At 67.2% G+C, this 25878-nt stretch carries 24 protein-coding genes; 12 read left to right on the top strand and 12 right to left on the bottom strand.

The features are described 5' to 3' along the window. The first annotated feature begins 58 nt into the window (after positions 1-58). From JYK02_RS06905 to JYK02_RS06880, 6 genes are all read left to right on the top strand, one after another. The gene (locus JYK02_RS06905) at positions 59-499 is read left to right on the top strand and encodes a DUF6932 family protein (RefSeq protein WP_207049929.1); all 441 of its coding nucleotides are present in this window, start codon (positions 59-61) and stop codon (positions 497-499) included. Then, positions 496-1917: a helix-turn-helix domain-containing protein gene (locus JYK02_RS06900; protein WP_207049927.1), complete on the top strand. Its 1422-nt coding sequence runs from the start codon at positions 496-498 to the stop codon at positions 1915-1917. Before JYK02_RS06905 ends, JYK02_RS06900 begins: the two co-directional genes overlap by 4 nt. 6 nt (positions 1918-1923) lie before the next feature. Next, positions 1924-2520: a DUF4186 family protein gene (locus JYK02_RS06895; protein ID WP_277991302.1), complete on the top strand. Its 597-nt coding sequence runs from the start codon at positions 1924-1926 to the stop codon at positions 2518-2520. Next, positions 2517-3581: a hypothetical protein gene (locus tag JYK02_RS06890; RefSeq protein ID WP_207049917.1), complete on the top strand. Its 1065-nt coding sequence runs from the start codon at positions 2517-2519 to the stop codon at positions 3579-3581. Before JYK02_RS06895 ends, JYK02_RS06890 begins: the two co-directional genes overlap by 4 nt. A 26-nt stretch (positions 3582-3607) precedes the next feature. After that, positions 3608-4156 carry an AAA family ATPase gene (locus JYK02_RS06885; protein WP_207049909.1) on the top strand — a complete coding sequence of 183 codons (549 nt, stop codon included), beginning with the start codon at positions 3608-3610 and terminating at the stop codon, positions 4154-4156. A 666-nt stretch (positions 4157-4822) separates the two neighbouring features. Next, positions 4823-5911 carry a hypothetical protein gene (locus JYK02_RS06880; RefSeq protein WP_207049907.1) on the top strand — a complete coding sequence of 363 codons (1089 nt, stop codon included), beginning with the start codon at positions 4823-4825 and terminating at the stop codon, positions 5909-5911. Between the two features lie 12 nt (positions 5912-5923). Here the strand turns inward: JYK02_RS06880 and JYK02_RS06875 are convergent, their stop codons facing one another. After that, positions 5924-7348 carry a hypothetical protein gene (locus JYK02_RS06875; RefSeq protein WP_207049905.1) on the bottom strand — a complete coding sequence of 475 codons (1425 nt, stop codon included), beginning with the start codon at positions 7346-7348 and terminating at the stop codon, positions 5924-5926. 86 nt (positions 7349-7434) lie between these two features. On the opposite strand from JYK02_RS06875, the gene JYK02_RS06870 reads away from it, so the two are divergent. Continuing rightward, the gene (locus JYK02_RS06870) at positions 7435-8469 is read left to right on the top strand and encodes a PA0069 family radical SAM protein (RefSeq protein WP_207049903.1); all 1035 of its coding nucleotides are present in this window, start codon (positions 7435-7437) and stop codon (positions 8467-8469) included. A 21-nt stretch (positions 8470-8490) separates the two neighbouring features. On the opposite strand, the gene JYK02_RS06865 is transcribed toward JYK02_RS06870, so the two are convergent. From JYK02_RS06865 to serC, 4 genes are all read right to left on the bottom strand, one after another. Then, on the bottom strand, positions 8491-8739 hold the full coding sequence (locus tag JYK02_RS06865) for a GlsB/YeaQ/YmgE family stress response membrane protein (protein WP_207049901.1): 249 nt from the start codon (positions 8737-8739) through the stop codon (positions 8491-8493). 30 nt (positions 8740-8769) lie between these two features. Next, positions 8770-10920: a M13 family metallopeptidase gene (locus JYK02_RS06860; RefSeq protein ID WP_347402443.1), complete on the bottom strand. Its 2151-nt coding sequence runs from the start codon at positions 10918-10920 to the stop codon at positions 8770-8772. Positions 10921-11149: 229 nt separating this feature from the next. Continuing rightward, a complete protein-coding gene (locus tag JYK02_RS06855; protein ID WP_207049899.1) occupies positions 11150-11713 on the bottom strand; it encodes a chalcone isomerase family protein in 564 nt (187 codons plus the stop codon). A gap of 44 nt (positions 11714-11757) precedes the next feature. After that, positions 11758-12846: a 3-phosphoserine/phosphohydroxythreonine transaminase gene (gene serC / locus JYK02_RS06850; RefSeq protein WP_207049898.1), complete on the bottom strand. Its 1089-nt coding sequence runs from the start codon at positions 12844-12846 to the stop codon at positions 11758-11760. 336 nt (positions 12847-13182) lie between these two features. Here serC and JYK02_RS06845 point away from each other — a divergent pair, with 336 nt between their 5' ends. The 4 genes from JYK02_RS06845 to JYK02_RS06830 all read left to right on the top strand — a co-directional run bounded on the left by JYK02_RS06845 (position 13183) and on the right by JYK02_RS06830 (position 19204). Beyond that, a complete protein-coding gene (locus tag JYK02_RS06845; protein ID WP_207049896.1) occupies positions 13183-14808 on the top strand; it encodes a C39 family peptidase in 1626 nt (541 codons plus the stop codon). Positions 14809-14836: 28 nt separating this feature from the next. After that, positions 14837-15640: a sigma-70 family RNA polymerase sigma factor gene (locus JYK02_RS06840; RefSeq protein ID WP_207049887.1), complete on the top strand. Its 804-nt coding sequence runs from the start codon at positions 14837-14839 to the stop codon at positions 15638-15640. After that, entirely contained in the window at positions 15637-18624 is a 2988-nt protein-coding gene (locus JYK02_RS06835) for a serine/threonine-protein kinase (protein WP_207049879.1), read from the top strand. The genes JYK02_RS06840 and JYK02_RS06835 overlap by 4 nt, the downstream gene beginning before the upstream one ends. A gap of 73 nt (positions 18625-18697) precedes the next feature. Then, positions 18698-19204 (top strand): hypothetical protein, encoded by a 507-nt coding sequence (locus JYK02_RS06830; protein ID WP_207049878.1) that lies wholly within the window; start codon positions 18698-18700, stop codon positions 19202-19204. Between the two features lie 16 nt (positions 19205-19220). On the opposite strand, the gene JYK02_RS06825 is transcribed toward JYK02_RS06830, so the two are convergent. From JYK02_RS06825 to JYK02_RS06795, 7 genes are all read right to left on the bottom strand, one after another. Continuing rightward, positions 19221-19949 carry an HvfC/BufC N-terminal domain-containing protein gene (locus JYK02_RS06825; protein WP_207049875.1) on the bottom strand — a complete coding sequence of 243 codons (729 nt, stop codon included), beginning with the start codon at positions 19947-19949 and terminating at the stop codon, positions 19221-19223. Beyond that, the gene (bufB, locus tag JYK02_RS06820; RefSeq protein ID WP_207049866.1) at positions 19946-20794 is read right to left on the bottom strand and encodes an MNIO family bufferin maturase; all 849 of its coding nucleotides are present in this window, start codon (positions 20792-20794) and stop codon (positions 19946-19948) included. The genes JYK02_RS06825 and bufB overlap by 4 nt, the downstream gene beginning before the upstream one ends. A 111-nt stretch (positions 20795-20905) precedes the next feature. Beyond that, positions 20906-21172, bottom strand: coding sequence for a hypothetical protein (locus JYK02_RS06815; protein ID WP_120553614.1), 267 nt, complete (start codon positions 21170-21172; stop codon positions 20906-20908). A gap of 50 nt (positions 21173-21222) precedes the next feature. After that, positions 21223-21846 carry a YceI family protein gene (locus JYK02_RS06810; protein WP_207049863.1) on the bottom strand — a complete coding sequence of 208 codons (624 nt, stop codon included), beginning with the start codon at positions 21844-21846 and terminating at the stop codon, positions 21223-21225. A gap of 94 nt (positions 21847-21940) precedes the next feature. Beyond that, positions 21941-23371, bottom strand: coding sequence for a hypothetical protein (locus JYK02_RS06805; RefSeq protein WP_347402442.1), 1431 nt, complete (start codon positions 23369-23371; stop codon positions 21941-21943). A 25-nt stretch (positions 23372-23396) separates the two neighbouring features. Then, positions 23397-23999, bottom strand: a complete 603-nt coding sequence (locus tag JYK02_RS06800) for a TetR/AcrR family transcriptional regulator (protein WP_207049861.1) — start codon at positions 23997-23999, stop codon at positions 23397-23399. Between the two features lie 5 nt (positions 24000-24004). Further along, entirely contained in the window at positions 24005-24529 is a 525-nt protein-coding gene (locus JYK02_RS06795) for a PaaI family thioesterase (RefSeq protein ID WP_207049859.1), read from the bottom strand. 80 nt (positions 24530-24609) lie between these two features. Here JYK02_RS06795 and fabF point away from each other — a divergent pair, with 80 nt between their 5' ends. After that, the gene (gene fabF, locus JYK02_RS06790; protein ID WP_207049857.1) at positions 24610-25860 is read left to right on the top strand and encodes a beta-ketoacyl-ACP synthase II; all 1251 of its coding nucleotides are present in this window, start codon (positions 24610-24612) and stop codon (positions 25858-25860) included. Positions 25861-25878 lie beyond the last annotated feature (18 nt).

Here is a 25878-nt window from a genome sequence, read left to right as displayed (position 1 = left end):
AGGCGAAATCGGCTGAACGCACTTGCAGTGAGTCACGACCCAACAATATTGTTGGGTCGTGGCGATACCGAATTTCAACGAAGACGGAAATCTACCGGCCGGCATCCACGAGGCCGAGTGGGAAGAAGTTAAGATCCGCTTTGGAGGGTCCGGGCATCGTCGAAGCCTTCTCCGCGGGCTCGAAAAAGCTATGAAGTTGCTGAAGATGGCCGGGTGCACACGCATCTACATCGACGGCAGTTTTGTCACGTCGAAAAAATCCCCCAGGGACTTCGATGCTTGCTGGGAAGAAAATGGCGTCGACTTCAACCTATTGGATGCGGTCTTTCTAGACCTGCGTTCACCTAGAGCCTCGCAAAAGGCGCTTTTTGGAGGAGAACTCTTCCCTGCGTCCGCGCCGGCAAGTGGCAGTTCTCCCTTCCTTACATTTTTCCAAAACTCACGCGAAGGATTTCCGAAAGGAATAATAACAATAAATCTCGAAAGGTGGCAGCCATGATCAAGAATGAACGAGAGTACCGAATCACCCAAACAAAGGCTGCCGAATTCGAACGATCCCTAAAGGATATACAAATATCCCCGAACCCCTCTCTTCACCCCAAACTACTAAAGGCGCAGCGAGACGCACTTGAGGGACAACTCGAAGACCTTCGTGCAGAAATTGCTGACTACGAGGCGCTCCGAAGCGGCAAGAAAAAGGTCCTTGAGCTTTCGTCTTTAGAGGAACTCCCTCGCGCCCTGATTGAGGCTCGGATCTCAGCAGGCCTCACCCAACGTGAGCTTGCAGAACGACTCAAGATCTCTGAGCAGCAAATTCAGAGATACGAGGCGACTGACTACTCAAGCGCCAGCCTCTCCAGGCTTCAAGAAATAGTGCGCGCACTTGGGCTAAACATTCGCAAAGAAGTTTTCCTCCCCTCAACAGAAGTCTCATCGGCGGCCCTTGAGAAGAGGCTACTAGACTCAGGAATAGCCAGAGACTTTCTCAGTAGACGAATCACAGGAGAGGATATCAACCAAGAAGGAGATGCCTCCGTGCTACGTTCCGCAGGCATCCTCAGTAGAATGTTCGGCTGGAAAGTGACTGAGATTTTTACTGGAGCTACCCCTTTGCCCTTGCCAGCGAGCGCAATGGGCATGCAATTCAAGCTTCCGGCAAACGCTGCAGAAGAGAAGACTGCTTTTTTTTCAGCATATGTTCGATTTGCCGCCGAACTAGCCCTCAAGGCAACTCCCGTACAGAAACAGAAGACAATTCCAAGGTCTGCCTCCGATTTCCGCAAGGAAGTGATGTCAAGCCAAGGGCGCATCGATCTAACATCAACACTGAACTACCTCTGGAACTCAGGCATTCCGGTACTTCCAATCCAAGAAAGTGGCGGCTTTCACGCCGCATGCTGGCGCATCGCTGGCAGAAATGCCATTGCCTTAAAGCAAACAACCACATCCACATCGAGATGGCTTCACGACCTACTCCACGAGACCTACCACGCCGCAGGAGCGGTTGACGAATTTGACTTTGCATTCATCGAGCAAGGCCTTAGCCCCTATGATCGAAGAGACTCGGAAGAAGAAATTGAAGCAACACAATTTGCTGCTGATGTTCTTCTTGGCTCGCGTGCAGAGGAACTCGTCGACGAATGCGTAAGGGAGGCCAAAGGCTCAATCCCAAATCTAAAAACAGCTCTGCCACGCGTCGCGCAAAGAAATGATGTTCCGATTGACGCACTCGCCAACTACATGGCTTGGCGACTCTCTCAACAAAACCTAAATTGGTGGGGGACGGCAACAAACCTACAAAGCAAAGACCAGAACCCTTGGAGGGAAACACATGAGTTCCTAATCAGGCGTCTCGACTGGAACCAACTCGACCGCACGGAACGCGAATTACTAATGCGCGCCATTTCGGAAACCTAAGATTCCATGCCCCCTATCAAACTCAAACCGCTTGCCATTTCATGCACCGCAACCGACTGCGAGAACGAGTTACATTGTTTTTTACAAAAGAAACGACGAGAGGACGGCTACCGCGTAGGGGGGCCGTGCCGTGATTGTGGAACCGCTCTAGTTAAGTGGTCACGCGTGACGGCGCGAAATCTGTCAGACGCTCAGTACACTTTCCAGTCGATGAAGAAGGAACTGATTAGGCATGAGTTTTGGCACAGGCCTCTCGATCAATACGCCATCAACCATGCCCTTCGAAAAGGAAGCATCCTGTTGAAGGCTGCTGCCAAAATAAGAATTCAGGGTTCCGTCGCAAAGCCTGGACACCCGCGTGAGGGGCGCCAGACGCCTTTTTCCGGCAACATTCTATATTACGCACAACACAGCGTTGCCGCTTGCTGCAGAAAGTGCATTGAGTACTGGCATGGTATCGACTCAACCAAGCAGCTTTCGGACCCCGAGCAAAACTATCTCGTTGATCTGATAATGAAGTACGTAGAAGACAGAATGCCGGACCTAGCCGAACATCCAATTAAGGTGCCCCCACTCAAGAAAATCCAAACGGAGGCACCTTGACAAGCCTAATAAAAACAGACGAATACTCTGAAAGACTCAGGCAAAAGGCAATATCGCTGACCGATAAGCGTATTTTAATCGCCCGTCTAGCGGGAAGCGATCAAGAGCAAGACTTGACAGTTCCACCAAACTGCCAGGGCTTCGGGCGAATTCGCCACTTTCGGCGCTTAGCAGCTTCGACCGGCGTTTGGCCAGCCAATCCGCTTCCAATCGATCCGGCAGCAGCGGCTCTCGGACTTCCCATTGAAAGCGAAGTTCGCGCGCAAGTATTTCAAAATGCCGCATGCAATTGGCGATGCTGGTACTGCTTTGTTCCGTTTCGGCTCCTTGAAGCCAATTCAGAGTCTGCGGCATGGCTATCCGCAGATGAGCTTATTTCCCTATATCTCCAAGAACCAGAGCCCAATCGAGCTCGCATGATTGACTTAACAGGGGGCCAACCCGACCTGACACCTGAATGGATCCCATGGACCATGCAGGCGATGCGTGATCGGGGCATCGAAGGCGATGTCTACCTATGGTCAGACGACAATCTAAGCACCGACTATTTCTGGAAGTTTCTTTCTCCCACAGAACAAGAAATTGTCGCAACATTCAAAAACTACGGTCGTGTAGGCTGTTTTAAGGGCTTCGACCAGGATTCCTTTTCATTCAACACCAAAGCCGAGCCCAACCTGTTTGAGCGACAGTTCGACATATTCAAGAGGATGACCGAAACAGGCATAGATCTCTATGCATACGCAACGTTTACGGCAAGAGACACCACCGACATCTCCGATAAAATTGCGAGATTCGTAGATCGCCTTCAGTTCATCGATGAAAATCTACCTCTTCGAACAGTACCGCTGCAGGTATACCCCTTCAAAGTCGTCAAGCATCGGGTCGACTCCGCTGCCGACATCAATAAACTAGGACAACTACCATACACTGCACAAGGTCACGCAATCGAAGCCTGGCAGAAGGAACTTACTCAACGATTCCCAAGCACAATGAGAGAGAAGAGAATCAATACTGTTCCAATGAAGAACCGCCGCAGCACGACAACACTAAGTATAAAATAGAGTTGCCCGAACAGGGGTTCCCATAAATGGAAAACATTGTCATTGGTGTCTCCGGGGGAATTGGCAGTGGGAAAACTGAATTTGCTCGCAGGCTCTCTCAGCAGATCGGCGCACCTTTTCTTTCATTTGGCGACCTCATTAGAGACAAGGCATTGAAACTGGGAATACCCCAAACAAGAGAGCGCCTGCAGCGTCTCGGAGAAACAACGATCTCCGATATCGGCTGGGAGCGATTCATCGAAGAACTGTTGGCGCCGTGGAACCGTTCTGCGCCATTGGTTATCGATGGATTCCGACATAAAGATGCGGTTTCTCAAATGCGCTCTTCTATTGCTCCGCTTCAATTTAAACTAATCTATTTAAATGTTGAGCGGGCCGTTCGAACGGAGCGGCTCGGTCTCGTTCGTCCCTTGGACGCAGAAAACATTGACCGGCTCGATCAGCATTCAACAGAGCGTGATGTTCATGCAGACTTGATGAGCTTGGCAGATCTATTACTTGATGGAAATAAAGAGCCATCCCTCCTGGTCGAAGAGACAGTACATGCACTTCAAAACATAGCCTCTCCATGCTGACGTGAAGCGTGTATGGCATATTCGCCAAAGGATTGTTCTTCGTAGGGAATTAGCAAAGCGCAGCCCGCGCCGGAGCAGCGGAGACATGCAGTCGCGCATCGTCCTCTCGCGACAGTCGCGCCCTAGCTAGACTGTTGTCGCTCTTTCATCCTGCACAACTGCCTTTGGCATGCAGTAGGCGCGACAGCGGTTCGGCCCAAGCGTTTTGAGCTACAGTTGAGGGGTTGGGTGTTAACCCAGGGCTCGATTGACGGGATTGTCGAGGCTTGATCTCCGCTGGAGATGAGTGAAGGACATCACACCCCGGAGAAGGCCACCTCACGCACGGTGAGCAGGCGCTCCGCCCCGCTCGGCAGCGCGCAGAGCCGCGCATGCGCTGGACCTTGCAGCAAGGATGCACCAAACCCCTTGGGATTCCCTGCTACCGGCTCGGATGGTTGGACGGACCCCGGCCCGGAATCCCCAACAGTTGTAAGGGCTTGTGAATCGCTGACAACGCCTGGATGTGTTGGGGCCGTGCTTCCCAAGCTCGGGGTCGAGGGTTCGAATCCCTTCCGCCGCTCTGAAGAGACACAGGCCGATGGTTCCTTCCCGGAACCATCGGCCTTCGTATTTCCAGGGCCCCGCGATTCTGGAAGACTCTCCGGGTCAAGCGAGAGGAGCCCCATGCGTGAGGCAGCAGCGTGGTCCCGTCGTGGCGCACGTCGTCCAGGGCTGCTCCTGGCCCTGCTGCTGGCCGGGGTGCTCATTCCCCTCCCCCGCGCCGAGGCCTTCCCCATCACGCCGTGGACGCTCTCGGAGCTGACGGAGACGGCGGAACTCGTGGTGTGGGCGGACGTGGAGAAGGTGATGGAGCTGCTTCCGCCGAAGTCGCCCGAGGAGAAACGGGAACGCGACCGGTGGGATGACAGTGAGGTCGCATACCTGCGCATTCGCGAAGTGTGGCGCGGGCAGGCGCGTCCGGATGAGCAGATCAAGGTCTACTTCAACGGAAGCTACATCTGCCCGGCACCTCCCCATTACGAGCCCGGCCATGCCGTCATCGCGTTCCTCAAGCGAGAGGGCGGACTCTGGCGGACCGTCGCGCTGTCGTACGGGACGCGCTATCCGGAGAGCACCGACGAGCTCGAGGCCTACCGGCGCGCGGTGACGCGATTCCGCGTGACGCAGGAGCAGGCCATCGTGGCGCGGGCCGCGGGCCGGGGAGAGGCCGGTGTGCGGGCGGCGCTCACGGACTGGCAGGTGCTCGCGGCCGAGCATCCCGCGACACGGTGGGATGGCTTGTACGGATTGGAGCCCGCGGCCGATGCGGACCTCTGGTTCTACGACCCCAGGAGCCCTGCCCCGGTGCACCTGTTCCCCTCGCATCGGGAGCAACTGGCCCGCGCGTTCGTGACCGCGCCGTCCCTGGACCGCACGTCGGTCATGATGCTGACGGTGCTCCGCGGCCACATCAGCGCCGAGGTGGATGACACGGCGGCCCGTGTCCTGGAGACCGTCCTCGCCGAGGAGCGCCCCCCGTACTGGGCCTCCAGCGCGTTCGACCTGCTGCGCGAGCGCTACGGAGAGAAGCCCGAGGCCCGGTCCGAGCAGACGCAGGATCCCCTGCTGCGCGCCCGTGGCGATGCGCCGGACGCACTGCCCCTGCTCCAGCAATGGCAGCACTTCAAACAGCGCCACCACCTGGCGCCGAAGCGACTGCCCTTGCCCGCGGAGCCTGGAGTCCCCGGCACCGGCGCGAACACCCCGCTCTGAACGACTGCCCTGCTACTTCGCCAGCCACGCCGCGAAGCGCTTGTCGAGCAGCGGCGCCGCCTTGTCGACGGCGTCCCAGGTGTCGTCGTCGAGCTTCGGCGCGTCGTGGCCGAACGCCCCCGCGCGCTTTCCGAACGTCTTCTTGAGGTCGGCGGTGATCCACAGGCCGTTCATGTTGTGGAACCACCGATACGCCATCAGACGGAGGCCCGGCGCATCGCGCAGGTGGTCGTCCCAGAGGCCGCGCGGAAGCGCCTGCTTCACGAACTCCGAGCCCTTCGCCTTGCGTGCCGCGACCGCTTCCAGCAACGCGCGGTGCGCCGGGAAGCGCGAGCCGTCGAGCAGGCCTCGCGTCGCGGCATAGCCGATGAAGAGTCCAGTCGTGACGTCGGGATACGGCGCCAGCTCGCCCGCGCCCTTCACGGCGACGGTGACGGAGAGGGATGCGTCGAACTCCAGCTCGAGCCACACCTGCCCCGCGGTATCGAGCGCGAACTCCCAGTAGGCGACGGTGGGCTCGTCCTCGTTCATGAAGCTGGCGCGGCGGCCGGTGGGCGCGCCGAGCCGCTTCGTGATCTCCGCTTCCGTCTTCACCTTCCACGGAACACCGAGGACGTCCTCGCCAATCTTCGACCGCACCCACGCGGAGGCGACGTAGGGGATGAACGTCTTGGCCGTCTTGGGAACCAGCGGGAACGCGTCGTTCAGGATGTCGTGGGTGAAGACGATCTCCACGCCGTGCTTCGCGGCCTCGACGTTCACCGAATCGGTGTTCACGCTCGTGGACGCGGGCACCCTCTTGCCCAGCGCTTCGGTCACGTAGGCGATGACCTCGGGGTCGTCCGCGCGCCGCCCGAGGACCGACGCCAGCCGCTGCGCCTTCGGACCGAGCTTCTTCATCACCTCCGTTGGCGTGAACGTGTGGGCCGCCACGGAGGGCGCGGCGGGAGGGAGCACGGCATCGCCGTCCAGCCAGGCCGCGAAGTCGAAGGCCTTCGCCTTCGGCGCCTTCACCTTCTTCGCCTTCAGCCACGCGGCCAGCGCCTTCCGGTCAGAGGCGCCCTCCTCGTCATCGAGGTCGTCGAGATCCGTCTCCCCCTGGGACCACAGCAGCAGGAACTCCTCCAGGCTGTTCGCGACCGTGCGCGCCTCACCCTCCGACCCCAGCAGCGCCACCGCCCACGGAGCGCCGGCCCCGGGGTTCACGAGCGCGAGCAGCGAGCCATCTGGAAGATGGAGGAACGCGAAGGCGTCACGACGGAGCCGGTCCGCCAGCTCCGGGTTCCACTCCTTCGGAATGGGCTCGGCTTCGAGCGCATCGAACCAGCCCAGGGTTCCATGCGGCTGCTTGCTCACCCAGGCACCAAGGTCCGCGAGCAGCGGTGGAATCTCATGCCCCTTGGGCGCCTTGGACAGCTTGACCGTGTAGTTCGCCATGCCGGCCAGCTTTGGCCGCGCCCTTAAGGGTGTAAAGGCACAAGCGACGCCTTGACTGAACGGGCTTTCAGTCACACCCTGTGAGGGTGAAGGCCCGTCCCGTCGACAATCCGCCCAACCCCTGGGCCAGCACCGCGGTGGAGTACCTGGACGAGATTCCCCCCGCGCGCCTGGAGGTCTGGGAGGATCACAGCCGCTCCATCATCGCGCGCAACGACAGCCCGGACGTGTGCTTCTCCTGGAGCGTCAACCCGTACCGGGGCTGCCTCCACGCGTGCGCCTACTGCTACGCGCGCCCCACGCACCAGTACCTGGACTTCGGCGCGGGCACCGACTTCGAGACCCGCCTCGTCGTCAAACCCAACGCCCCGGAGCTCCTGCGCGAGGCCTTCGACCGGCCGTCGTGGAAGGGCGAGACCGTCGTCTTCAGCGGCGTCACCGACTGCTACCAGCCGCTGGAGGCGTCACTCCGGCTCACCCGCCAGTGCCTGGAGGTCTGCGCCGAGTACCGCAACCCCGTGGGCATCATCACCAAGGGCGTGCTGATTGAGCGCGACCTGGACGTGCTCCAGCGGCTCGCGGGCGAGGCGCGGCTCACCGTGAGCATCAGCCTCCCCTTCCACAACGAGGAGCTGGCGCGCGCCATGGAGCCGGTGGTCGCCACGCCCAAGCGCAGGCTGGCCACCATCCGCAAGCTCACGGAGGCCGGCATCGACGTGGCCGTGTCCGTGTCCCCCATCATCCCGGGCCTCAACGACGAGGACATCGCTCGGGTGCTCACGTCCGCGCGCGAGGCCGGCGCCACGCGCGCGCACTACACGCTCCTGCGGTTGCCCGGGCCCGTGCAGGCCGTGTTCGAGGAGCGCCTGCGCGCGAAGCTGCCCCTGCGCGCGGACCGGGTGCTGCACCGCATCCGCGAGACGCGCGGCGGGGAGCTCACCGACGGCCGCTTCAAGCACCGCATGCGCGGCGAAGGGCTCTACGCGCAGACCATCCACCAGCTCTTCGCGACGGCGGCGCGCAAGGTGGGCATGCGCGCCTCGTCCGTCACGGAGGCCGCGCCGGACACCTTCCGGCGCCCCGCGCGGCCCTCCCACTCCCCCCAGCTGTCGCTCTTCTAGGCAGCGACGCGGGAGGGCCCGCTATTTCCGGATGGCTTGCAGGATGGACAGCAGGATGACGGCGCCCACCGTGGCCACCAGCAGCGAGTACAGGTTGAAGCCCGTCACGCCGGTGCCGCCGAAGAAGCTGAACACCCAGCCGCCCAGCATGGCGCCCACGATGCCGGCGAAGATGTTGGCGAACATCCCCATCCGGGCGTTGGTGCCCTTGATGATGCTGGCCAGCCAGCCCGCGATACCGCCCAACACCAGCCACGAACAGATGCTCATGCCATCCTCCTCCAGGTAGGGCCCGAAGGCCTACCAGACCTCACAGCGGTTCGCAGCCGGGGCCACCATCTTCGACCCCGCGGGGCAGGAGAAGGCCTGCTGGAACTGCGGCAGGTTCACGTCCGGCCCCTTCACGCGCAGGAACGCCGGCGAGTGCGAATCCGTCAGCGCCCGCTGCCGCGCAGCCTCGTTACGAATCTTCGAGCACCACGATTGCGCGTGCGCGAGGAAGAACTGCTGCCCCGGGGTGAAGCGGTAGGCGTTCGCCTTCGCCGCCTGGTCCGGGTACTTGGCCAGGTAGGACTCCATGGCCGCGTACGCCAGCTTGAGGCCGCCCAGGTCCGCGACGTTCTCGCCCAGGGTGAGCTTGCCGTTCACCTTCACGTCGTCCACGGCCGTGTACTGGTCGTACTGGTTCTTCACGCAGGCCACGCGTTCGCGGAAGGCCTTGTCCGACGCCGGGGTCCACCACGTGCGCAGGTTGCCGTCCGCGTCGAACTGGCGGCCCTCGTCGTCGAAGCCGTGGGTGATTTCATGGCCCACCACCATGCCCATGGCGCCGAAGTTCACCGCCGCGGACGCGTCCCGCCCGAAGAACGGCGGCTGGAGGATGCCCGCCGGGAAGACGATCTCGTTGGTGGCCGCGTTGTAGTAGGCGTTCACCGTGGGCGGCGACATGAACCACTCCTGGCGGTCCACCGGCTGGCCCACCTTGCGCAGCTGGCGCGCCTGCTCGAAGGCCTCCGCCGCCAGGAGGTTGTCCAGGTACGAGTCGCGCTTCACGTCCAGGCCCTCGTAGCTGCGCCACTGGTCCGGGTAGCCGATCTTGTTGGTGATCTTCTTCACCTTCACCAGCGCCTGGGCCTTCGTCTCCGCGTCCATCCAGGAGAGCGTGTCCAGGTTGCGCTCGAAGGACTGTTCAATCTGCTGGACCATGTCCAGGGTGGTGGCCTTGCCCTCCGCGCCGAAGGTGCGCGCGATGAAGGGCTTGGCCAGCGCGTGCGGCAGCGCGTCGTCGGTGGCCTCCACGCACTTCTTCCAGCGCGCCAGGTCCGCCTTCGCGCCGGTGAGCACCGTGGACTCGAAGCGGAAGAACTCGTCGCGCAGCGCCTTGGGCAGCGCCGTCTGCACCCGCTTCACCAGGTGGTAGGAGAGGTACGGGCCCATGTCGGTGGGGCGCTGCTGGCGCACCAGCCCGGACACCTCCGAGAAGAACTTCGGCTGCGTCACGTTGAGCGCTTCACCGGCGGGCAGCCCCACCTCCGCGAAGTACGTGTCCCACTGGAAGGCGGGGGCCAGCTTCTTCAGGCCCTGGCGCTCCAGCCGGTGGTAGACCTTCTCCGGCTCGCGCGTCTCGTCCTTGGGCAGCCGCGCGGTGGCCAGGCGCGTCTCGATGGCGAGGATGCCCGTGGCCTTGCGGCTGGCGACGAAGGGCGCGTCGCCCAACAGCTCGAAGACCTTCTGCACGTGCGCCTGGTAGGCGTTGCGCGCCTCGCGCATCTTCACGTCGGGCTTGAGGTAGTAGTCGCGGTCCGGCAGGCCCAGGCCCGCCGCGTCCACCACCGCGATGACCTGCGTGGCGTCCTTCTGGTCCTGATCCGACGTCACCCGGAACAGCGCGTTCACGTTGCGCGCGTGCAGCCACGCCACCGCCTTGGCCACGGCCTCCTGGCTCTTCAGGCCGTTGAGCTTCGCCAGGTAGGTGCGCAGCGTGGGCAGCGACTGCTCCAGCTTCGCCTCGTCCATGCAGGCGCCGTAGTAGTCCCCCAGCTTCTTCTCCTCCGCGGAAGCCTCGCCCTGCCCTTCCGCGGCCTTCGTGAGGATGTCGCGCAGCACGGCCTGGTTGCGCTCGGCCACCGTCTCGAAGCCGCGGCTCCAGCGCGCGCGCTCGGCGGGGATCTCCGTGGTCTTCAGCCAGCCGCCACAGGCGTACTGGTAGAAGTCGTCACAGGGGTTCACGGACGGGTCCATCACCGCGGCGTCCAGGCCGGGGGGCATGGGGCGCTCGGCCATGGGCACGTTGGCGGCCTGTGGCGCGGGCGCGGGGGTGGCCGCTTCCGACGGGGCCGCGCTGGCCACGGGGGCCGGGGTGGAGGCCTGGGACGGCTCGGGGGTGGGCTCCGCCGTCTTGCAGGCGGCGCCAAGGACACAGGTGGCGGCGAACAGGGCCAGTCGCTTCACAGCGTTCTCCAGCACGGACAGGGGTGGGGTGCGGTTTTGGCGCGCATCAACGCCGGATGCGCCAGGGCATTCCAGCGGCAACTCACGGGCGTGTGACAGGGGCGCCCCGCGCTGTCCACCATTGAAGCAATGGCGCTTCCTGGAAACGACGACGCCCCGGGGAGCGTCCCTCCGCGTGAAGAAGGGACACGCCCGGGGCGTGCGAAGCAAGACGGCTCAGACCGGTGCGTCAGTCGTCCTTGCCGAGCATCCCGTCCTTGAGGCCGCTGTCCACGGGGTCCTTGCCCAGCCACACGGAGAAGAGCGCGTCCGCGAAGTCCTTGCCCTCCACGTCGATGGACTTGCCGTCGCTCGTCTGCACGGTGGTCCCCTTGCCGGGGACGTAGGTGAGGATGAGCTCCTGGCCCTCCTTCACCTCCGCGGGGATGGCGTTCTTGAAGGTGTTCAGGCGGTCCTGGAGCTTGGGCAGGTTGGCGCCGGCGTTCTTCTTGAAGCCGTTCTCGATGGCCTCGGTGATCTGGTCCTTCTTGAGGTCGCGCTTCATGAACATGCGCACGCGCTTGACCTCGTCCGCGTTGAGCAGCGCGGTGGCGTCCTGCGTGGGGTTCTCCACGTAGAGGCCCACGGTATAGACCTTGAAGATGGCCTTCTTGCGCAGGCCGACGCCGTTGAGCTTCAGCTCCTTGCCGGCGACGGTGGCGGTGTCCGGGTACTTCACGCCGGCGATGTCCTTGGCCATGACGGGCGCGGCGAGGGTCAGCGACAGCAGCACGGCGGTCAGCGTCTTCTTCATGGAAAAACCCTCCGGGTGGTTTCTGCGCGATGTTCGACGCAAGCCTAGCCGTGCGTCTTCACGAAATGATCCATGAAGGACGTCAGCGTCATGACGTCCTGCGGCGAAACCGCGTTGTACATCGACACGCGGATGCCGCCCGCCGTGCGGTGGCCCTTGAGCCCCACCATGTGGGCCTTCTTCGCCTCGGACACAAAGGCCGCATCCAGTTCCTCGGTGGGAAGGTGGAAGACGACGTTCATCACTGAACGGGACTCGCGCTCCACCGGGGCCCGGTAGAAGCCCGCGTTGCGGTCGATGGCGCCGTACAGGGCGTCCGCCTTCTCGCGGTTGCGCCGCTCCAGCGCGGGCAGGCCGCCCAGCCCCTTGGCCCACTGGAGCACGTTGCGCACCAGGTAGATGGCCAGCGTGGGGGGCGTGTTGTAGAGCGAGTTGTTCTCCGCGTGCGTCGCGTAGCGGAAGTACTTGGGGATGTCCTTGCGTCCCTTCGCGATGAAGTCCTTCGCCGCGATGATGAGCGTGACGCCGGAGGGGCCCAGGTTCTTCTGCGCGCCCGCGTAGATGAGCGCGAAGCGGCTCACGTCCGTGGGCTTCCAGAGGAAGTCCGAGCTCATGTCCGCCACCAGCGGCACCCGGCCCACGTCCGGGAAGCTGTGCCATTGCGAGCCGAAGATGGTGTTGTTGCTCGTCAGGTGCACATAGGCGGCCTGGGGGTCGAGCTGGAGCTCTCCCTGCTTCGGCACACGCAGGTAGCGCTTGTCCGGCTGCACGGTGGTCGCGGCGATGCGCGGTGAGCCGAAGTACTTCGCCTCGTCGAAGGCCTTCTCGCTCCAGACGCCCGTCATCAGGTAGTCGGCGGAGGCGCCCTGCGTGAGGAAGTTCATGGGCACCTGCGCGAACTGCTGGGACGCGCCGCCGGTGAGGAACAGCACCTGGTGCGTGGCGGGGATGCCCAACAGCTCCGTCAGCAGCGCGACGGCCTCGTCGTGGACGCCCTCGTAGTCCTTGCCCCGGTGGCTGTGCTCCATGACGGACATGCCGGTGCCATGGAAGTCGAGCAGCTCATCCCGGGCCTGCTCCAGGGCCGGCAGGGGCAGACCGGCGGGGCCGGCGTTGAAGTTGATGACGCGCATGGCGGAGGACCTCTCGGTGGGAGACGACGTCCCCCATTCTTCCTCCCGACCGCCCCCCGGAGGCCAGCGCGAAGCGTCATGACCGCCCGCCGCCCTGTCGGGAAGGAGGCTTCCGGGCAGGTCCAGGGCAAAGACAGACGTCAATCCAAGACAGTGTTTCAGCCGTCCCGACAGGGAGACGGACCGGGCCGGATTAGTGGCTCATTTCGGCCTGCATTTTTCTCCAACATACTGACTTCATTGGCCTTTTCCATTTCACCCAATCGACCCGGAGCGACGAAACAATAATTCGCGTTTTATCGACAAACATTTCAAACGCTGGCCCCGGAGTTTGAAATGACCATCCGCTCCCTCCCCTCCTCCCCTGCTTCCTTCCGCCCTGCTCCCGTCGCGCACCCTGCTCCGCGCGCGCCCCACACCTCCGCGGGCGCCCATCGCGTCACGGATGGTTTCGACCCGCGGCGGCCCGTCACCCCGTCGATGCCCCGCCCTTCGGTGGAGGAGCTGCGCGAGGCCGTGCTGCGCTCGAAGCTCAAGAGCGCGGCGGACACGCTCCGGCGTGGCACCGTGGGGCCATCCAGGGAGGAGCTGGGGGATGCCCTGCGGCAGGCCGTGCTGCGCCAGCGCCTGGGCAACGCGGGCGAGGCCCTGCGCGAGGCCATGGCCCAGCGCGCGCCGGCCACGACGGCCTACACCGTCCAGCCGGGTGACACCGTGGGCGACATCGCCTGGAACCTGATGCAGCAGGGCGTGCCGGGGCCGGTGGAGGCCATCGCGAACCAGATCGTCCAGCTCAACGGCCTGACGAACCCGGACCTGATCATCGCTGGGGCGACGCTCCAGCTCCCGGCCGCTCCCGGCGCGGTGACGGGGACGCCGTCCACGGGTGGGCCTGGCGCTCCGGGCAGTCCGGTGGGCCCGGCGCGTCCGGGGGAGCGCTACCCGGTGCCGTCCATCAAGCAGATGTCCTCCGAAGGCACCGAGGATGACTGGAACCAGCAGTCCAACTGCGGCCCCACCACGATGGCGATGATCCTCCAGGGCTACGGCATCGGCACGGGCATGTCCGACGGCGCGCTCATCAACCAGCTGGGACAGGGCGTGGGCATCACGTCCGCGGGCGTGGGGTACGCGGACATCCAGCGCATGGCCGCGAGCAACGGCCTCACGTCGGAGGTCAATCCGGGGACCGATGTGGGCTGGATTGAGCAGCAGCTCGCCTCCGGCAACCTCGTCGCCGTCAACGGCGAGAGCCACGTCATGCTCCAGAACGAGCAGCCGCCGTTCACCTCCGGCAGCTTCAGCGGCGGGCACTGGATCGCCGTCACGGGCATGACGCCCGAGGGCAACTTCATCGTGCATGATCCGTCCAGCACCGTGACGGAGCTGACGCCCGCGGAGCTCCAGCGCTTCCTCGGCGAGCACCAGTACGGTGGCTACTCCGTCGCCGTCCACCCGCCCCCGGGCCTGGCCCCCACCGACGACGTCACCGCGCAGGGCCAGGCGCTGGAGTCCGTGCGGCTGGCGCCGGGGGCCATGTCGCTCGCGGAGTCCGGCTTCGCGGGTCAGGGCGAGTTCATCCTGAGCATGGCCCGGAAGTACGACGTGCCCGTCGACCTGGCGCTCGCGATGCTGTGGAAGGAGTCGCAGTGGGGCACCGCGGGCGCGTCCGTCGGCGCCAACAACCCGGGCAACCTCAAGTTCGTGGGCCAGGAGGGCGCGTACGAAGCCTTCACGTCCCCGGGCGCGGCCGGCAGTTTCGCGGGCTGGCCCACGCTCCAGCAGGGCATCGAGGCGTACTTCAAGCTGCTGGGGACGCACTACCGCACCGAGCTGGACAGCGGCGACTGGACGGCGCTGGTGAACCGCTACGCGCCGCCGTCGGAGAACGACTCCGGCCTGTACGTCCAGCAGGTGAACGACTATGCGGCCGAGGTGCGCCGCCAGCTCGGAATCGGGTAGGCGGCTTCCGGCTAGACTCCCCTGCCCCATGGAGCCGTCCGCCGACGCCGACGCCAGCTACCTCCGGGCCCGCGCCGCGTGGCCTGGCGTGGCGCTGTCGCGCGAGGACTTCCTCGCCCACCTCGCGGCGCGGTCGGTGGCCTCTGGCGGCGCGCCGGTGTCCCACGGGGAGGACCTGTTCCTCGCGTGTGCCTGCGCGAAGGGACTGCCCGAGGCGCTCGCCCATTTCGAGCGCCTGCTCGTCCCCGCCGCGCGTCAGGCCCTGGGCCGACGGGGGCTCGCGCAGGACGTGGTGGACGAAGCGCTGCAACGGCTGCGCGAGCGGTTGCTGTTGCCGCGCGCGGACGGACCGCCGCGCCTGGCGGAGTACGACGGCCGGGGGCCGCTGGAGGCGTGGGTGCGCACCGTCGCGCTGCGCCTGGCGATGACCGAGCTGCGCGAGCGCGCCGCGCGTCCCTCGGAGGCGCTGCTGCCCACGCTGCTGCCCGCGGAGGATCCGTCCTTCGCGGCGCTCAAGCACCGGCACCACGCGGACATCGAGGCGGCCATCGCCTCGGCGCTCGCGTCGCTGGAGCCGCGCCAGCGCACCCTCCTGCGGCTGCACCTGGTGCAGAACGTGGGCGTGGAGGACATCGGGCGGGTGCACGGGGTGAGCCGCGCCACCATGACCCGCTGGCTCAAGGACGCGCGCGACACGCTCGCGGAGCGGACCCACGCGGAGCTGCGCCGCCGTCTGAACGTCGAGGACCCGGACCTGCACAGCCTGGCCCGGTCGCTGCTCAGCGGCCTGGACCTGAGCGTGCGTCACCTGCTGCGCCAGGACCCGCCATGAACTGCCCTGACGAGAACACCCTGCTGGCGTATTGCTCGCGCTCGCTCGGAGCAGAGGAGGCACGTGCGGTGGAGGCGCACCTGGATGCGTGCTCCACGTGCCTCGCGCTGGTGGCGGAGGCGGCCCGGGGCAGTGACCCCACCACGCTGCCGGACGTGCGGCCTCCGGAGCGCCCCGACACGGGCCGTCCGCGCGTCCAGGACGCGGAGCTCCAGCGCGGCACCGTGCTGGGCCGCTACGTCGTCATCGACCGGGTGGGCTCCGGCGGCATGGGCGTGGTGCTGAGCGCGTACGATCCGCAGCTCGACCGCAAGGTGGCGCTCAAGCTGGTGCGCTCGCTCCAGGGCGACGGCGCGGTGGAGCTGGAGCAGCGGCTGCTGCGCGAGGCGCAGGCGGTGGCGCGGCTGTCCCATCCGCAGGTCATCACCGTGTTCGACGTGGGCACGGTGGATGGCCGGCTCTTCATGGCCATGGAGTTCGTCGAGGGCCGCACGCTGCGCCAGTGGCTGAAGGAGGCACCGCGCTCGTGGCGCGAGGTGCTCGCCGCGTACCGGCAGGCGGGCCAGGGGCTGGCGGCGGCTCACGCGGCGCACCTCATCCACCGCGACTTCAAGCCGGACAACGTCCTGGTGGACGGCCAGGGCCGCGTGCGGGTGACGGACTTCGGCCTGGCGCGGCTGCCGGAGGGCACCCTGGCGCTGCCTCCGGACACGCTCCCCGAAGGCATCACGCCCTCCGCCGGGCCGGTGGACCTCACCCGCACGGGCTCGCTCATGGGCACGCCCGCGTACATGCCCCCGGAGCAGTGGAAGGGAGAGCCCATCGACGCGCGCGGCGACCAGTTCAGCTTCTGCGTCGCGCTGTACGAAGCCCTCTTCGGCATCCGCCCCTTCGCGCGCGGCCAGCCGCCGGACTTCAGCCGGCTCCAGGCGCCTCCGAAGGAGACCGGCGTGCCCGCGTGGGTCCGCCGCGCGGTGGTACGCGGGCTGAGCGTGTCACCGGCGGATCGCTTCGCGTCCATGGACGCGCTGCTGGAGGAGCTTGCGCGCGACCCGCCGCGAAGGCGCACGCAGGTGGCGGTGGGCGCGGGAGCCTTCGCGCTGGTGACGGCGCTCGTGCTCGTGTCGCGAGGCGCGGCGGATCCCTGCGGCGGAGCTCCCGCGCGCGTGTCGCCCATCTGGAATGACGCCCGCGCCGCGAAGGTGACGCAGGCCCTGTCCGCCACCGGCAGCCCGCTGGCCTCGGAGGCCGCCGACGCGGTGGCGCGCAACCTGGAGGACTACGCGCGGGCCTGGGAGGCGGGCTACACCCAGACGTGCCGGGCCACGCACGTGCGGCACGAGCAACCCGAGTCCGTGCTCTCCGTGCGCATGGCGTGCCTGGACTCGCGGCTGCAGTCGCTGGACGTGTTCGCGGACGTGCTGGAGCACGCGGACGCGCCGCTGGTGGAGAAGGCGGCGGAGGCGTCGCAGAAGCTGCCGCGTGTATCGGACTGCTCGCGCGTGGAGTCGCTGCTCTCCGTGGTGCCTCCGCCGGAAGGGCGCGGGGTGGCGGTGAAGCTCGCGGACGCGCGCGCGAAGCTCTCCCGTGCGCAGGCGCTGCTGGAGACGGGACGCTACGCGCAGGGCCTGGGTGACGCGCAGGCCGCGCTCGCGGTGGCGCGCGAGCTTTCGTACCGGCCCCTGGAGGCCGAGGCCCTCTATGCCCAGGGCTGGCTGGAGTACCGGCTGGCCCGCTACGAGGACGCGGAGCGCAGCTACACCGCCAGCTTCCATGCGGCGCTCGCGGGACGCCATGACCTCCAGGCGCTGCGCGCCGTGACGGAGCGGGTCTTCATCGCGGGCTATGAGCTGGAGCACGTGGACCAGGGGTTGGACCTGGCCATGCTCGCGCGGTCACTGCTGGAGCGCTCCGGCCCGGCGGAGGAGGTCGCCGCCCAGTTGGAGAACAACCTGGGCGTCCTCTACTTCGGCGAGGGGCTGCTTCCGCAGGCCATAGAGCACTACGAGAAGTCGCTCGCCGTGCGCGAGCGCGTCCTGGGCCCGGAGCACGTGGACACGGTCAAGGTCCTGACCAACCTCGCGCTGGTGCGGAAGCGCCAGGGCCGGACGCGCGAAGCCCGGGAGATGTACGAGCGGGCGCTCGCCACGCAGCGGCGGCAGCTGGGCCCGCATCACCCCACCGTCGCCAACACCCTCATCCTCCTGGCGGATGCGCGCCGTGCGCTGGAGGGAGGACGCGCCACGCTGCCGCTCTACACCCAGGCCCTGGAGCTGCGCCGCGCCATGCTGGGCGACACGCACCTGGCCACGGTGCGGCTGCACAACGACCTGGGCCGCATCCACGAAGACCTGGGCGAGTGGGACGTCGCGGAGCGCTACCATGCCCAGGCGCTGGCGTTGACCGAGCGCGGCCTGGGGCGCGAGCACGCGGAGTACGCCCTGTCGCTCCAGGAGCTGGCCCGCATGCAGGCCCGACGGGGCCAGCTGGACGTGGCGCTGGAGGGCTATGACCGCGTCCTGGCGCTCCAGGGCCGGCTGCTGGATGCCAGGAACGCCTCCACGCTGGCCACGCAAGAGGCGCGCGCCGCGCTCCTGCGCAAGCTGGGCCGGGCGCGCGAGTCCTCCGACGAGCTGGAGCGGCTGCTGGCCCTCAAGGAGGCCCAGGCGGGCCTGAAGTCCCCGTGGCTCGTCTCCAGCCTCACGGAGCTGGCGCGGACCGCGCTGGCGCTGAAGCAGCCCAAGCGGGCCCGTGACGCCGCGGAGCGCGCCCTGGCCATCATCCGCCCCCTGGGCTGGAGCCCGGAGCGCATGGCCGTGCTCCAGTTCGAGCTGGCGCGCGCCTCATGGGACGCGGGCGAGGCACGCCCGCAGGCCCTGGCGCTCGCGGACACCGCCCTCGCGGCCCTCACCGAGGCCGGCGAACCCAGCGCGGAGCTCGCCCGGACCGTGGCGAGGTGGAGAAGCGAACACGTCCTGCCCTGAGCCGCGCCCACCGCAACTTCCGTCCAGATTCTCGGACAATAAGAACAGCAGTTCTTCCAGGAGAACCCCGGCCATGCGTCTGTCCCTCTTCCCGAAGGCCCTCCCGCCGCCGACGCCCAAGGCCGCTCCTCCGCCGCCGGGTCGGGATGCGGGCGGACAGGCTGCGGCCCGGAAGGCGCACGCGCTGTCGACCACGGGGTTCGAGCCCGCGACCTCCGGCAAGTCTTCGGCCCGGCTGGGAGAACCCGAGTACGCGCGAGCGCGGCCGGGTGGCACCTTGAGCGACCCGTTCTTCCCGAGGGACCTCACCGTCGGCGGTGGCGATTCCGGCTCGGCCCAGGCGAGCGGCGGGTTTGGCTCGTCGTGGGACCGCATCCTGAACGGTCCCCTCCGCCAGATGCTCCAGGATGCCCTCGGCGGCGGGGGTGACGGCCTCAAGCAGGTGGGCCACGCGGTGAGGGAGTTCCTCGAGCGGTGGGTGCCCGGGAAGCAGATCCGCAACACGGACTCCAGCTCCGGCGAGGGAGACTCCCGCAGCGCCTCGCCCACGGCGAACGGCTCTGGCACCCGGAACGTCTGAGCCCGGGCGCGCGGCCTCAGCCCTGGGGCCGCAGCACCAGGCCGTCCTTCGCGAAGCGCGCCACCTCCGCGCGGACGTCCGGGGCGGCCATGCCGGTGGCCTGGGCGACGGCCTCTTCCGACAGGCCCTCCACGGCCATCTTGAGCACCAGCAGCGCGGATGGCGTGGCCTCCATGTAGAAGGTCACCAGCCGCTCCGGGTGGCGCCAGAGCAGCGCCAGCTCCTCCCCTTCCGCGGGCGCCCCTTCCGCGCCCCGGGCCCGCATGAACGCGCAGAGCCGGTAGGGCTGCTCCAGCACCGCGAGCGTGGGGTTGGGCGTCAGGCGCTCCACGGCCTCCGGGATGTCCTCCTCGGAGGCGAACACCGCGAAGTCGGTCCACTCGAAGCGCGCCAGCGCGGGCAGGAACGGGGGCAGGCCCTTCGCGGCGGCGGCGTCCGCGACGAAGGGCGCGAAGCCCTCACCCAGGCGGTTGAGCTCGTAGTGCCGCGCGGGGCGCGTGCGGGTGTAGCCCTCCACCAGCGCGTCCCACGCTTCCGGCGCCACCGCCTTGCGCGTCAGCGGGAAGAGCTTCTCCAGCGTGGAGCGCACGTGGCCGCGCACGAACTGGCCGTAGAGCGCCATGCGCTCCGGATCCACCACCCAGCCCGGGTGCGACGCGGACAGCTTGAGCAGCCCCTCCGCGCCCGGGGGCCCGGCGAGGTACGCGTCCATGCTGTCGAAGAAGTGCTTCAACGACGACTTCATCGCGTTCCCTCCGCGAGCACGCCGCGCGCCTGATCCGCCTCGTCCAGCACGGCGTCCAGGGACGGGATGGCCTGGTCCCACTCAATCAGCGTGGACACGGGGCCGGTGCGCTCCAGCGTGTAGCGGTACAGCGCCCACACGTCGTCGCAGACGCGGTCGCCGTGCGTGTCGACGAGGACTGTGTCCCGCACGTCGTGGCCGGCCAGGTGCACCTGCACCACGCGCTCCAGGGGCAGCGCGTCCACGAAGGCGCGCGGGTCGTAGCCGTGGTTCCGCGCGTTGACCCAGACGTTGTTCACGTCCAGCAAGAGGCCGCAGTCCGCGGCCTCCACCACCTGGCGCAGGAAGTCCGCCTCCTTCAGCGTGCCGCCCGGCATGGCCGCGTAGTAGCTGGGGTTCTCCAGCAGGAAGGGGCGCTCCACGCGCGCCATCACCTCGCGCACGCGCGGCACCACGTGCTCCACAGCGGCCTCCGTGAAGGGCAGCGGCAACAGGTCATGCAGGTGCACGCCGCCCAGGCGCGAGTAGCACAGGTGGTCCGAGAAGAACGGCGCGTCCAGGCGCTTCACCAGCGCGGCCAGGCGGGTGACGTAGTCGTCATCCAGCGCGTCCGGCCCGCCGATGTTGAGCCCCACCCCGTGCGGCAGCAGCGTCCAGCGCTCGCGGCACGCGTCCAGGGCGCGCTGGGAGCGGCCGCCCAGCGTGAGGAAGTTCTCCGGGATGATCTCCACCCAGTCCAGCGCGCGCGGCGTGCGCGGCAGCGCTTCGTAGAAGTCGCGGCGCAGCCCGATGCCCGCCCCCAGCGGCTTCAATCCATGGCGGTCTGCATAGCGGGGGGACGGCATCCAGCGCTCCTTCAGGCAGGGGGAGGAAACAACACGGGCGGCAGGAAGGAGTCTTCCCGCCGCCCGCGAGCCTGGGAGGGGACCTGTCACGCAGGCCCTCCCGGCGGATGACTACTTCTTGCCGCTGCAGGAGCCGGAGCCGCAGGAGCCGGCGCCACAGCTGCCCTCGGCGCCCTTCTCCGGGGTCGCGGCGGGGGCGGCGGCGGGAGCGGCGGCGTCGGCCGGCTTGTTGCTGCAGCTGGCCTCGGCGCCCTCGGCCGCGCCCGGCGACGCGGCGTGCACCTTGCTGCCCTCCGCCGCCTTGTTGGACGCGCAGCCGGTGGCCAGCGCGCTGAGGGACAGGGTGCCGACGACCGCCGCAAGAGCCTTGACGTTCATGTGTTGCTTCCTTTCGTACCGCAGGGGGTGTGACTACGGGGGACAGACAACTACGGCTTGAACTGCGTGGAGCCCCAGGCGTCGACCGTGACGTCGGCCCGCTCGCCCACCTTCAGCACCAGCGCTTCCGTGCGCTTGACGCCGTAGGCCTCCAGGGGAATCTGGAACTTCGCGCGCACGCGCAAGAGCTCGCCCGCGGCGCGGTGCTTCGTCTCGGCGGTCTCCTGGAGGTACGTGGCCGTCACCTCCACGGGCTCCTCGCGCGTGACGCCGTGAATGGTGAAGGTGCCCTTCGTCTTCAGCACCACGGGCTTCGCGTTGGCGAGCGGCGCGGGCAGGACCACGTCCTTGAACTCGAAGACGATGTCCGGGAACTTCGCCGCGTCCAGCCAGCGGTCGTTCTGCAGGTGGCCGTCGCGCGTCTCGTTGCCCGTCTTGATGGAGCTCACCGGCACCTGGAACCGGCCGCTGGCCTTCTGCCCCTTCACCTCCACGCGGCCCGTCACCTTGTTGGACAGGCCGTTGATGACCTCCAGCGGCGCGTCCAACACGAACATCACCGTGTCGCGGCTGTTCGGATCATTGAAGACGAAGCGCTTGTCGGAAGGCGCGGGCTCGGCGGCGGACGCGGACAGCGACAGGGCGGCGGCGAGCATCAGGACGCTGCGGAACATGGCGGACCTCATCTACGGAAGCCGCGAACCTCGCGGATGCATTCGATACGCGACATCCGGGAATCGGTTACGGCCCCTTTTCATTTCCGGGTGTTCACCCCGCGTCGTCCGGGGTCCTCCCGCCGTCCAGTGCCTCACGCAACCCACTGCCCGGCGCAGCATGGAGCTTGACGCCACCTGGGTCAATTCGAACTCCCAGGTTCTCCAGCAAAGGGGCCAGCTCGGAGAAGGCGGGCCGTTGCAGATGCCGGGCGAGCAGCGCGTCGAAGAGGGGCTGGCCGGCGACCGTGTCCACGGCGGCCCCGAAGCCTTCGAGCGATGCCGTGGGACCACGCGTGGCGAGCAATTCCAGCACGTCCTCCAGGCGCGCGCGGCCGTGCGTCACGCGCCGCAGTTCCACGTCCAGGTGGAGCGCGAAGAAGGCGCCGGTCCAGTAGATGCCCTGGAAGTTGCGCTCCTCGGCGACGACCTCTTCCATGGTGCGTGAGCCCGCGGCGGCCTGTCCGCGCGCGAAGCCCTCCGTCAGCTCCTGCCAGGCACGCTGGGACGTCTGGCGTCCGGAGCGCGCGCGGGCAAGCTCCGTGTAGTAGGTGGCCAGGCCCTCCGTGAGCCAGGCCACGCGGGGCATCAGCGTCGGGTGGGTGAGGTGGAGCAGTTCGTGGATGGCGACCCAGTCCTTCGCGAAGGACGCGGCGGTGGCGTCCTGGCCCACGAGGATGGAGATGCTGGGCGGCGAGCTCCACTGGACCATGCCGAAGACACCGGGCGCATCGTCGCCGGGCACGGGCACGATGCGCACGGTGACGCGCGGGAACGGGAAGGCCTTTCGCACGGTGACCACCTCGCGCCCGGCCTGTTCGAGCCACGCGCAGAGCTCCGCGTCGGAGAGGTGCGTGAAGCGGCCCAGCAGCGCGACCTCCAGCACGGACGCACCGACGCGCGCCTCGCAGCGCCTGCCGCCGAAGGCATGGAAGCCCGCGTCGATGAGGTCCTCGCCGCGCAGGTGGTAGACGCCTCGGGCGTCGGGCTTCCAGGGCAGGAGCGCGTCCGCGCCGGACACGGTGAGCTCCACGCGCAGGTCCGGCGTCACGCGACCGGGGGTCAGCAGGTAGGCCTTGCCGGCCACGTGCCACGCGTCCCCTTCCCCCATGCCTCCGAACAGGTGCCTGCCACCGCCCCCAGGAGAGGAGTCCAGTGGGTGGTGGTAGCGCAGGACGCGCGCGCCCTCGGGCACGCTCACCTGACCGTTCCGGGGAAAGAGCTCGACCCGGCTGCCGTTACCGAACGTGGCGACCACGGAGCTCGCGCGCCCGGGTTGCCGGAAGAGGAAGAGCCTGGGAGCCAACGGCGGCGGCAGGACGACCTCCACGTTCAAGCGTGGCGAGGGGTCGTGCGTGTACGTGACGTTGTAGCGGAGGGGGAGGTCCTCCCAGGGAGGCGTGACGGGCACGGAGGCACACGCCCCCAATGTGAGCACCAGCCACAGGAGCCCCGCGCGAGCAGCCATCGTCTTCAATGCGTCCACCTTGCCCCCACGGTCCGTCCTCCGCTCAGTGGGGCTTCTTGCGCTTCGGGGACGGGGCCCCAGCGACAAGCAGCGCGCGCGCCGCGTCCAGGATCTCCCCCGCCAGGGGCTGGGACGCGGTGGCCCGCGCGAGCGTCATGGCGCCGAAGCACAGCGCCACCGTCGCCAGCATCTGCTGCCGGGGCGTCGCACCCTCGCGCGCGGGGAGCTGCGCCTGGGCCTCGCCCACCAGGTCCTCCAGTCCCTGCGCGAACGCGGCCTGCACCTCCGGCGTCGCGCGCGTCAGGTCCGACAGGAGCGACGGCATCATGCAGAGCGTGTCTCCCGTGGCCCGGTCGTACTGGCCCAGGTAGCGCTTCGCGAAGCGCTCCAGGAACTCCGTGCCCCGCACCTCCCGCAGCCCCGCCAGCCAGCGCGCCTTGTTCGCCGTCATGAAGGCGCGCAGCGACTCCGCGAGCAGCGCCTCCTTGGAGGCGAAGTGGGCGTAGAAGCCGCCCACCGTCAGGCCCGCGGCGCGCATCACCCGCTCCACGCTCGCACCGCTGAAGCCCTCCGCGCGGAACAGCTTCTCCGCCGCCTCGAGGATGCGCGCGTGCGTGGCCTGCTTGTGTTCGGCGGTGTAGCGCATCGCTCCTACTCCTTGCCGCCCGCGCCCGGTGGCCGGAACACCATGCACGTCGTGGTGCCGTGCGCGTAGAGCGTGCCCTTCTCGTCCACCAGCCGCCCCTGCGCCGTGGCCACGCGGCCGCCCAGGTGGATGACCTCCCCCCGGCACAACAGCCGCCCCGTGTCGTGCGCGATGCCCTTCACGTAGTTCACGTGCAGCTCCAGCGTCGTGTAGCCCGCGCCCACCGGCAGCAGCGTGTGGATGGCGCACCCCATCGCGGAGTCCATCAGCGTCGCGGCCAGTCCGCCGTGCACCATGCCGATGGGGTTGTAGTGGTGCTCGCCCGCCGTCACCGCGAACACCACCCGGCCCTCCTCCACCTCCACCGGAGCGAAGCCCATCAGCTCCGCGATGGGCGGCGCCGGCAGCTCCCCGCGCTGGATGGCGCGCAGGTACTCCAGCCCCGACAGCGTCTTCGCCGCGGACGCGCCCACACGTGGGTCCTTCCACGTCACCGTCCGCGTGCGCGGATTCTCCGGCTGCTCGCTCATCAGCGCTCCCTTGGGCTTGAACTCATTGAAGGATGGTCATAATACCATCCCGTTCAATGCTTGGGGTCAAGGAGTTCGCGATGGGACAGCGGCGCGTCGTCGTGACGGGAATGGGGATGATCAGTCCGTGTGGCATCGGCGTGGAGGCGAGCTGGGATGCGCTGGTGAATGGCAGGAGCGGCGTGGGCCCCATCACCCTGTTCGATGCGAGCCCGCTGGACTGCCGCTTCGCCGGTGAGGTGAAGGGCTTCAACCCGGAGGCCTACATCGAGCGGCGCGAGGTGCGGCGCATGGACCGCTTCGCGCAGTTCGCGGTGGCCGCGTCCGACATGGCCCTGGAGGACTCGGGGCTGACCATCACGCCGGAGAACGCGGAGCGCGTGGCGGTCATCGTCGGCTCCGGCATCGGCGGGCTCAGCAGCCTGGAGGAGACGTACAAGAAGGCGCTGGACAAGGGGCCGGACCGCATCAGCTCCTTCTTCATCCTCCAGATGATCATCAACATGGCGCCCGGCTACATCTCCATGCGCCACGGCATCAAGGGCCCGTCCTGGTCCACCAACTCCGCGTGCTCCACCAGCGCGCACGCCATCGGTGAAGCGCTGCGCGGCATCCAGCGCGGCGAGTTCGACGTGGCGGTGGCGGGCGGCGCGGAGGCCCCCATCACCATGCTGGGCGTGGGCGGCTTCGCGGCGATGAAGGCCCTGTCCACCCGCAACGACGCGCCCCAGGCGGCGAGCCGTCCGTTCGACAAGGACCGCGACGGCTTCGTGCTCGCCGAAGGCGCGGGCATCCTCATCCTGGAGGAGTACGAGCACGCGCGCGCCCGGGGGGCCCGCATCCTCGCGGAGCTGACCGGCTATGGCGCCAGCTCCGACGCCCACCACGTCACCTCCCCCGCCCCCGCCCACGAGGGCGCCCAGCGCGCCATGCGGGCCGCGCTCAAGGACGCGCGCCTGGCCCCCGCGGACATCGGCTACCTCAACGCCCACGGCACCTCGACGGACATCGGCGACGTGCTGGAGATGGAGGGCATCGCCCAGGTGTTCGGCGACGCGGCGAAGCAGCTCGCCATCTCCTCCACCAAGTCCATGACGGGCCACATGAACGGCGCGGCTGGCGCGGCGGAGGCCGTCATCAGCATCCTCGCCCTCACCCGCGGCGTGCTGCCCCCCACCATCAACCTGGAGAACCAGGACCCGCGCATCCTGCTCGACTGCGTGCCCAACACCGCCCGGGAGACGCGCGTGAACGCCGTCATGAGCAACTCGTTCGGCTTCGGCGGCACCAACGTTGCCCTCGTCTTCCAGCGGGCCCCGGAGGCGCGTTAAGACTTTGTAAAAATTATG

The organism is Corallococcus macrosporus (assembly GCF_017302985.1).
Classification (GTDB): domain Bacteria; phylum Myxococcota; class Myxococcia; order Myxococcales; family Myxococcaceae; genus Corallococcus; species Corallococcus macrosporus_A.
The sequence above is the reverse complement of the archived record's forward strand: the minus strand, read 5'-3'. Positions and strand labels throughout refer to the sequence as shown.

Coding starts and splice junctions, on each gene's coding strand:
- JYK02_RS06900 (WP_207049927.1), top strand. CDS start 496: ATGATCAAGAATGAACGAGAGTACCGAATCACCCAAACAAAGGCTGCC.
- JYK02_RS06895 (WP_277991302.1), top strand. CDS start 1,924: ATGCCCCCTATCAAACTCAAACCGCTTGCCATTTCATGCACCGCAACC.
- JYK02_RS06885 (WP_207049909.1), top strand. CDS start 3,608: ATGGAAAACATTGTCATTGGTGTCTCCGGGGGAATTGGCAGTGGGAAA.
- JYK02_RS06880 (WP_207049907.1), top strand. CDS start 4,823: ATGCGTGAGGCAGCAGCGTGGTCCCGTCGTGGCGCACGTCGTCCAGGG.
- JYK02_RS06875 (WP_207049905.1), bottom strand. CDS start 7,348: ATGGCGAACTACACGGTCAAGCTGTCCAAGGCGCCCAAGGGGCATGAG.
- JYK02_RS06865 (WP_207049901.1), bottom strand. CDS start 8,739: ATGAGCATCTGTTCGTGGCTGGTGTTGGGCGGTATCGCGGGCTGGCTG.
- JYK02_RS06855 (WP_207049899.1), bottom strand. CDS start 11,713: ATGAAGAAGACGCTGACCGCCGTGCTGCTGTCGCTGACCCTCGCCGCG.
- serC (WP_207049898.1), bottom strand. CDS start 12,846: ATGCGCGTCATCAACTTCAACGCCGGCCCCGCCGGTCTGCCCCTGCCG.
- JYK02_RS06845 (WP_207049896.1), top strand. CDS start 13,183: ATGACCATCCGCTCCCTCCCCTCCTCCCCTGCTTCCTTCCGCCCTGCT.
- JYK02_RS06840 (WP_207049887.1), top strand. CDS start 14,837: ATGGAGCCGTCCGCCGACGCCGACGCCAGCTACCTCCGGGCCCGCGCC.
- JYK02_RS06835 (WP_207049879.1), top strand. CDS start 15,637: ATGAACTGCCCTGACGAGAACACCCTGCTGGCGTATTGCTCGCGCTCG.
- JYK02_RS06830 (WP_207049878.1), top strand. CDS start 18,698: ATGCGTCTGTCCCTCTTCCCGAAGGCCCTCCCGCCGCCGACGCCCAAG.
- JYK02_RS06825 (WP_207049875.1), bottom strand. CDS start 19,949: ATGAAGTCGTCGTTGAAGCACTTCTTCGACAGCATGGACGCGTACCTC.
- bufB (WP_207049866.1), bottom strand. CDS start 20,794: ATGCCGTCCCCCCGCTATGCAGACCGCCATGGATTGAAGCCGCTGGGG.
- JYK02_RS06815 (WP_120553614.1), bottom strand. CDS start 21,172: ATGAACGTCAAGGCTCTTGCGGCGGTCGTCGGCACCCTGTCCCTCAGC.
- JYK02_RS06810 (WP_207049863.1), bottom strand. CDS start 21,846: ATGTTCCGCAGCGTCCTGATGCTCGCCGCCGCCCTGTCGCTGTCCGCG.
- JYK02_RS06800 (WP_207049861.1), bottom strand. CDS start 23,999: ATGCGCTACACCGCCGAACACAAGCAGGCCACGCACGCGCGCATCCTC.
- JYK02_RS06795 (WP_207049859.1), bottom strand. CDS start 24,529: ATGAGCGAGCAGCCGGAGAATCCGCGCACGCGGACGGTGACGTGGAAG.
- fabF (WP_207049857.1), top strand. CDS start 24,610: ATGGGACAGCGGCGCGTCGTCGTGACGGGAATGGGGATGATCAGTCCG.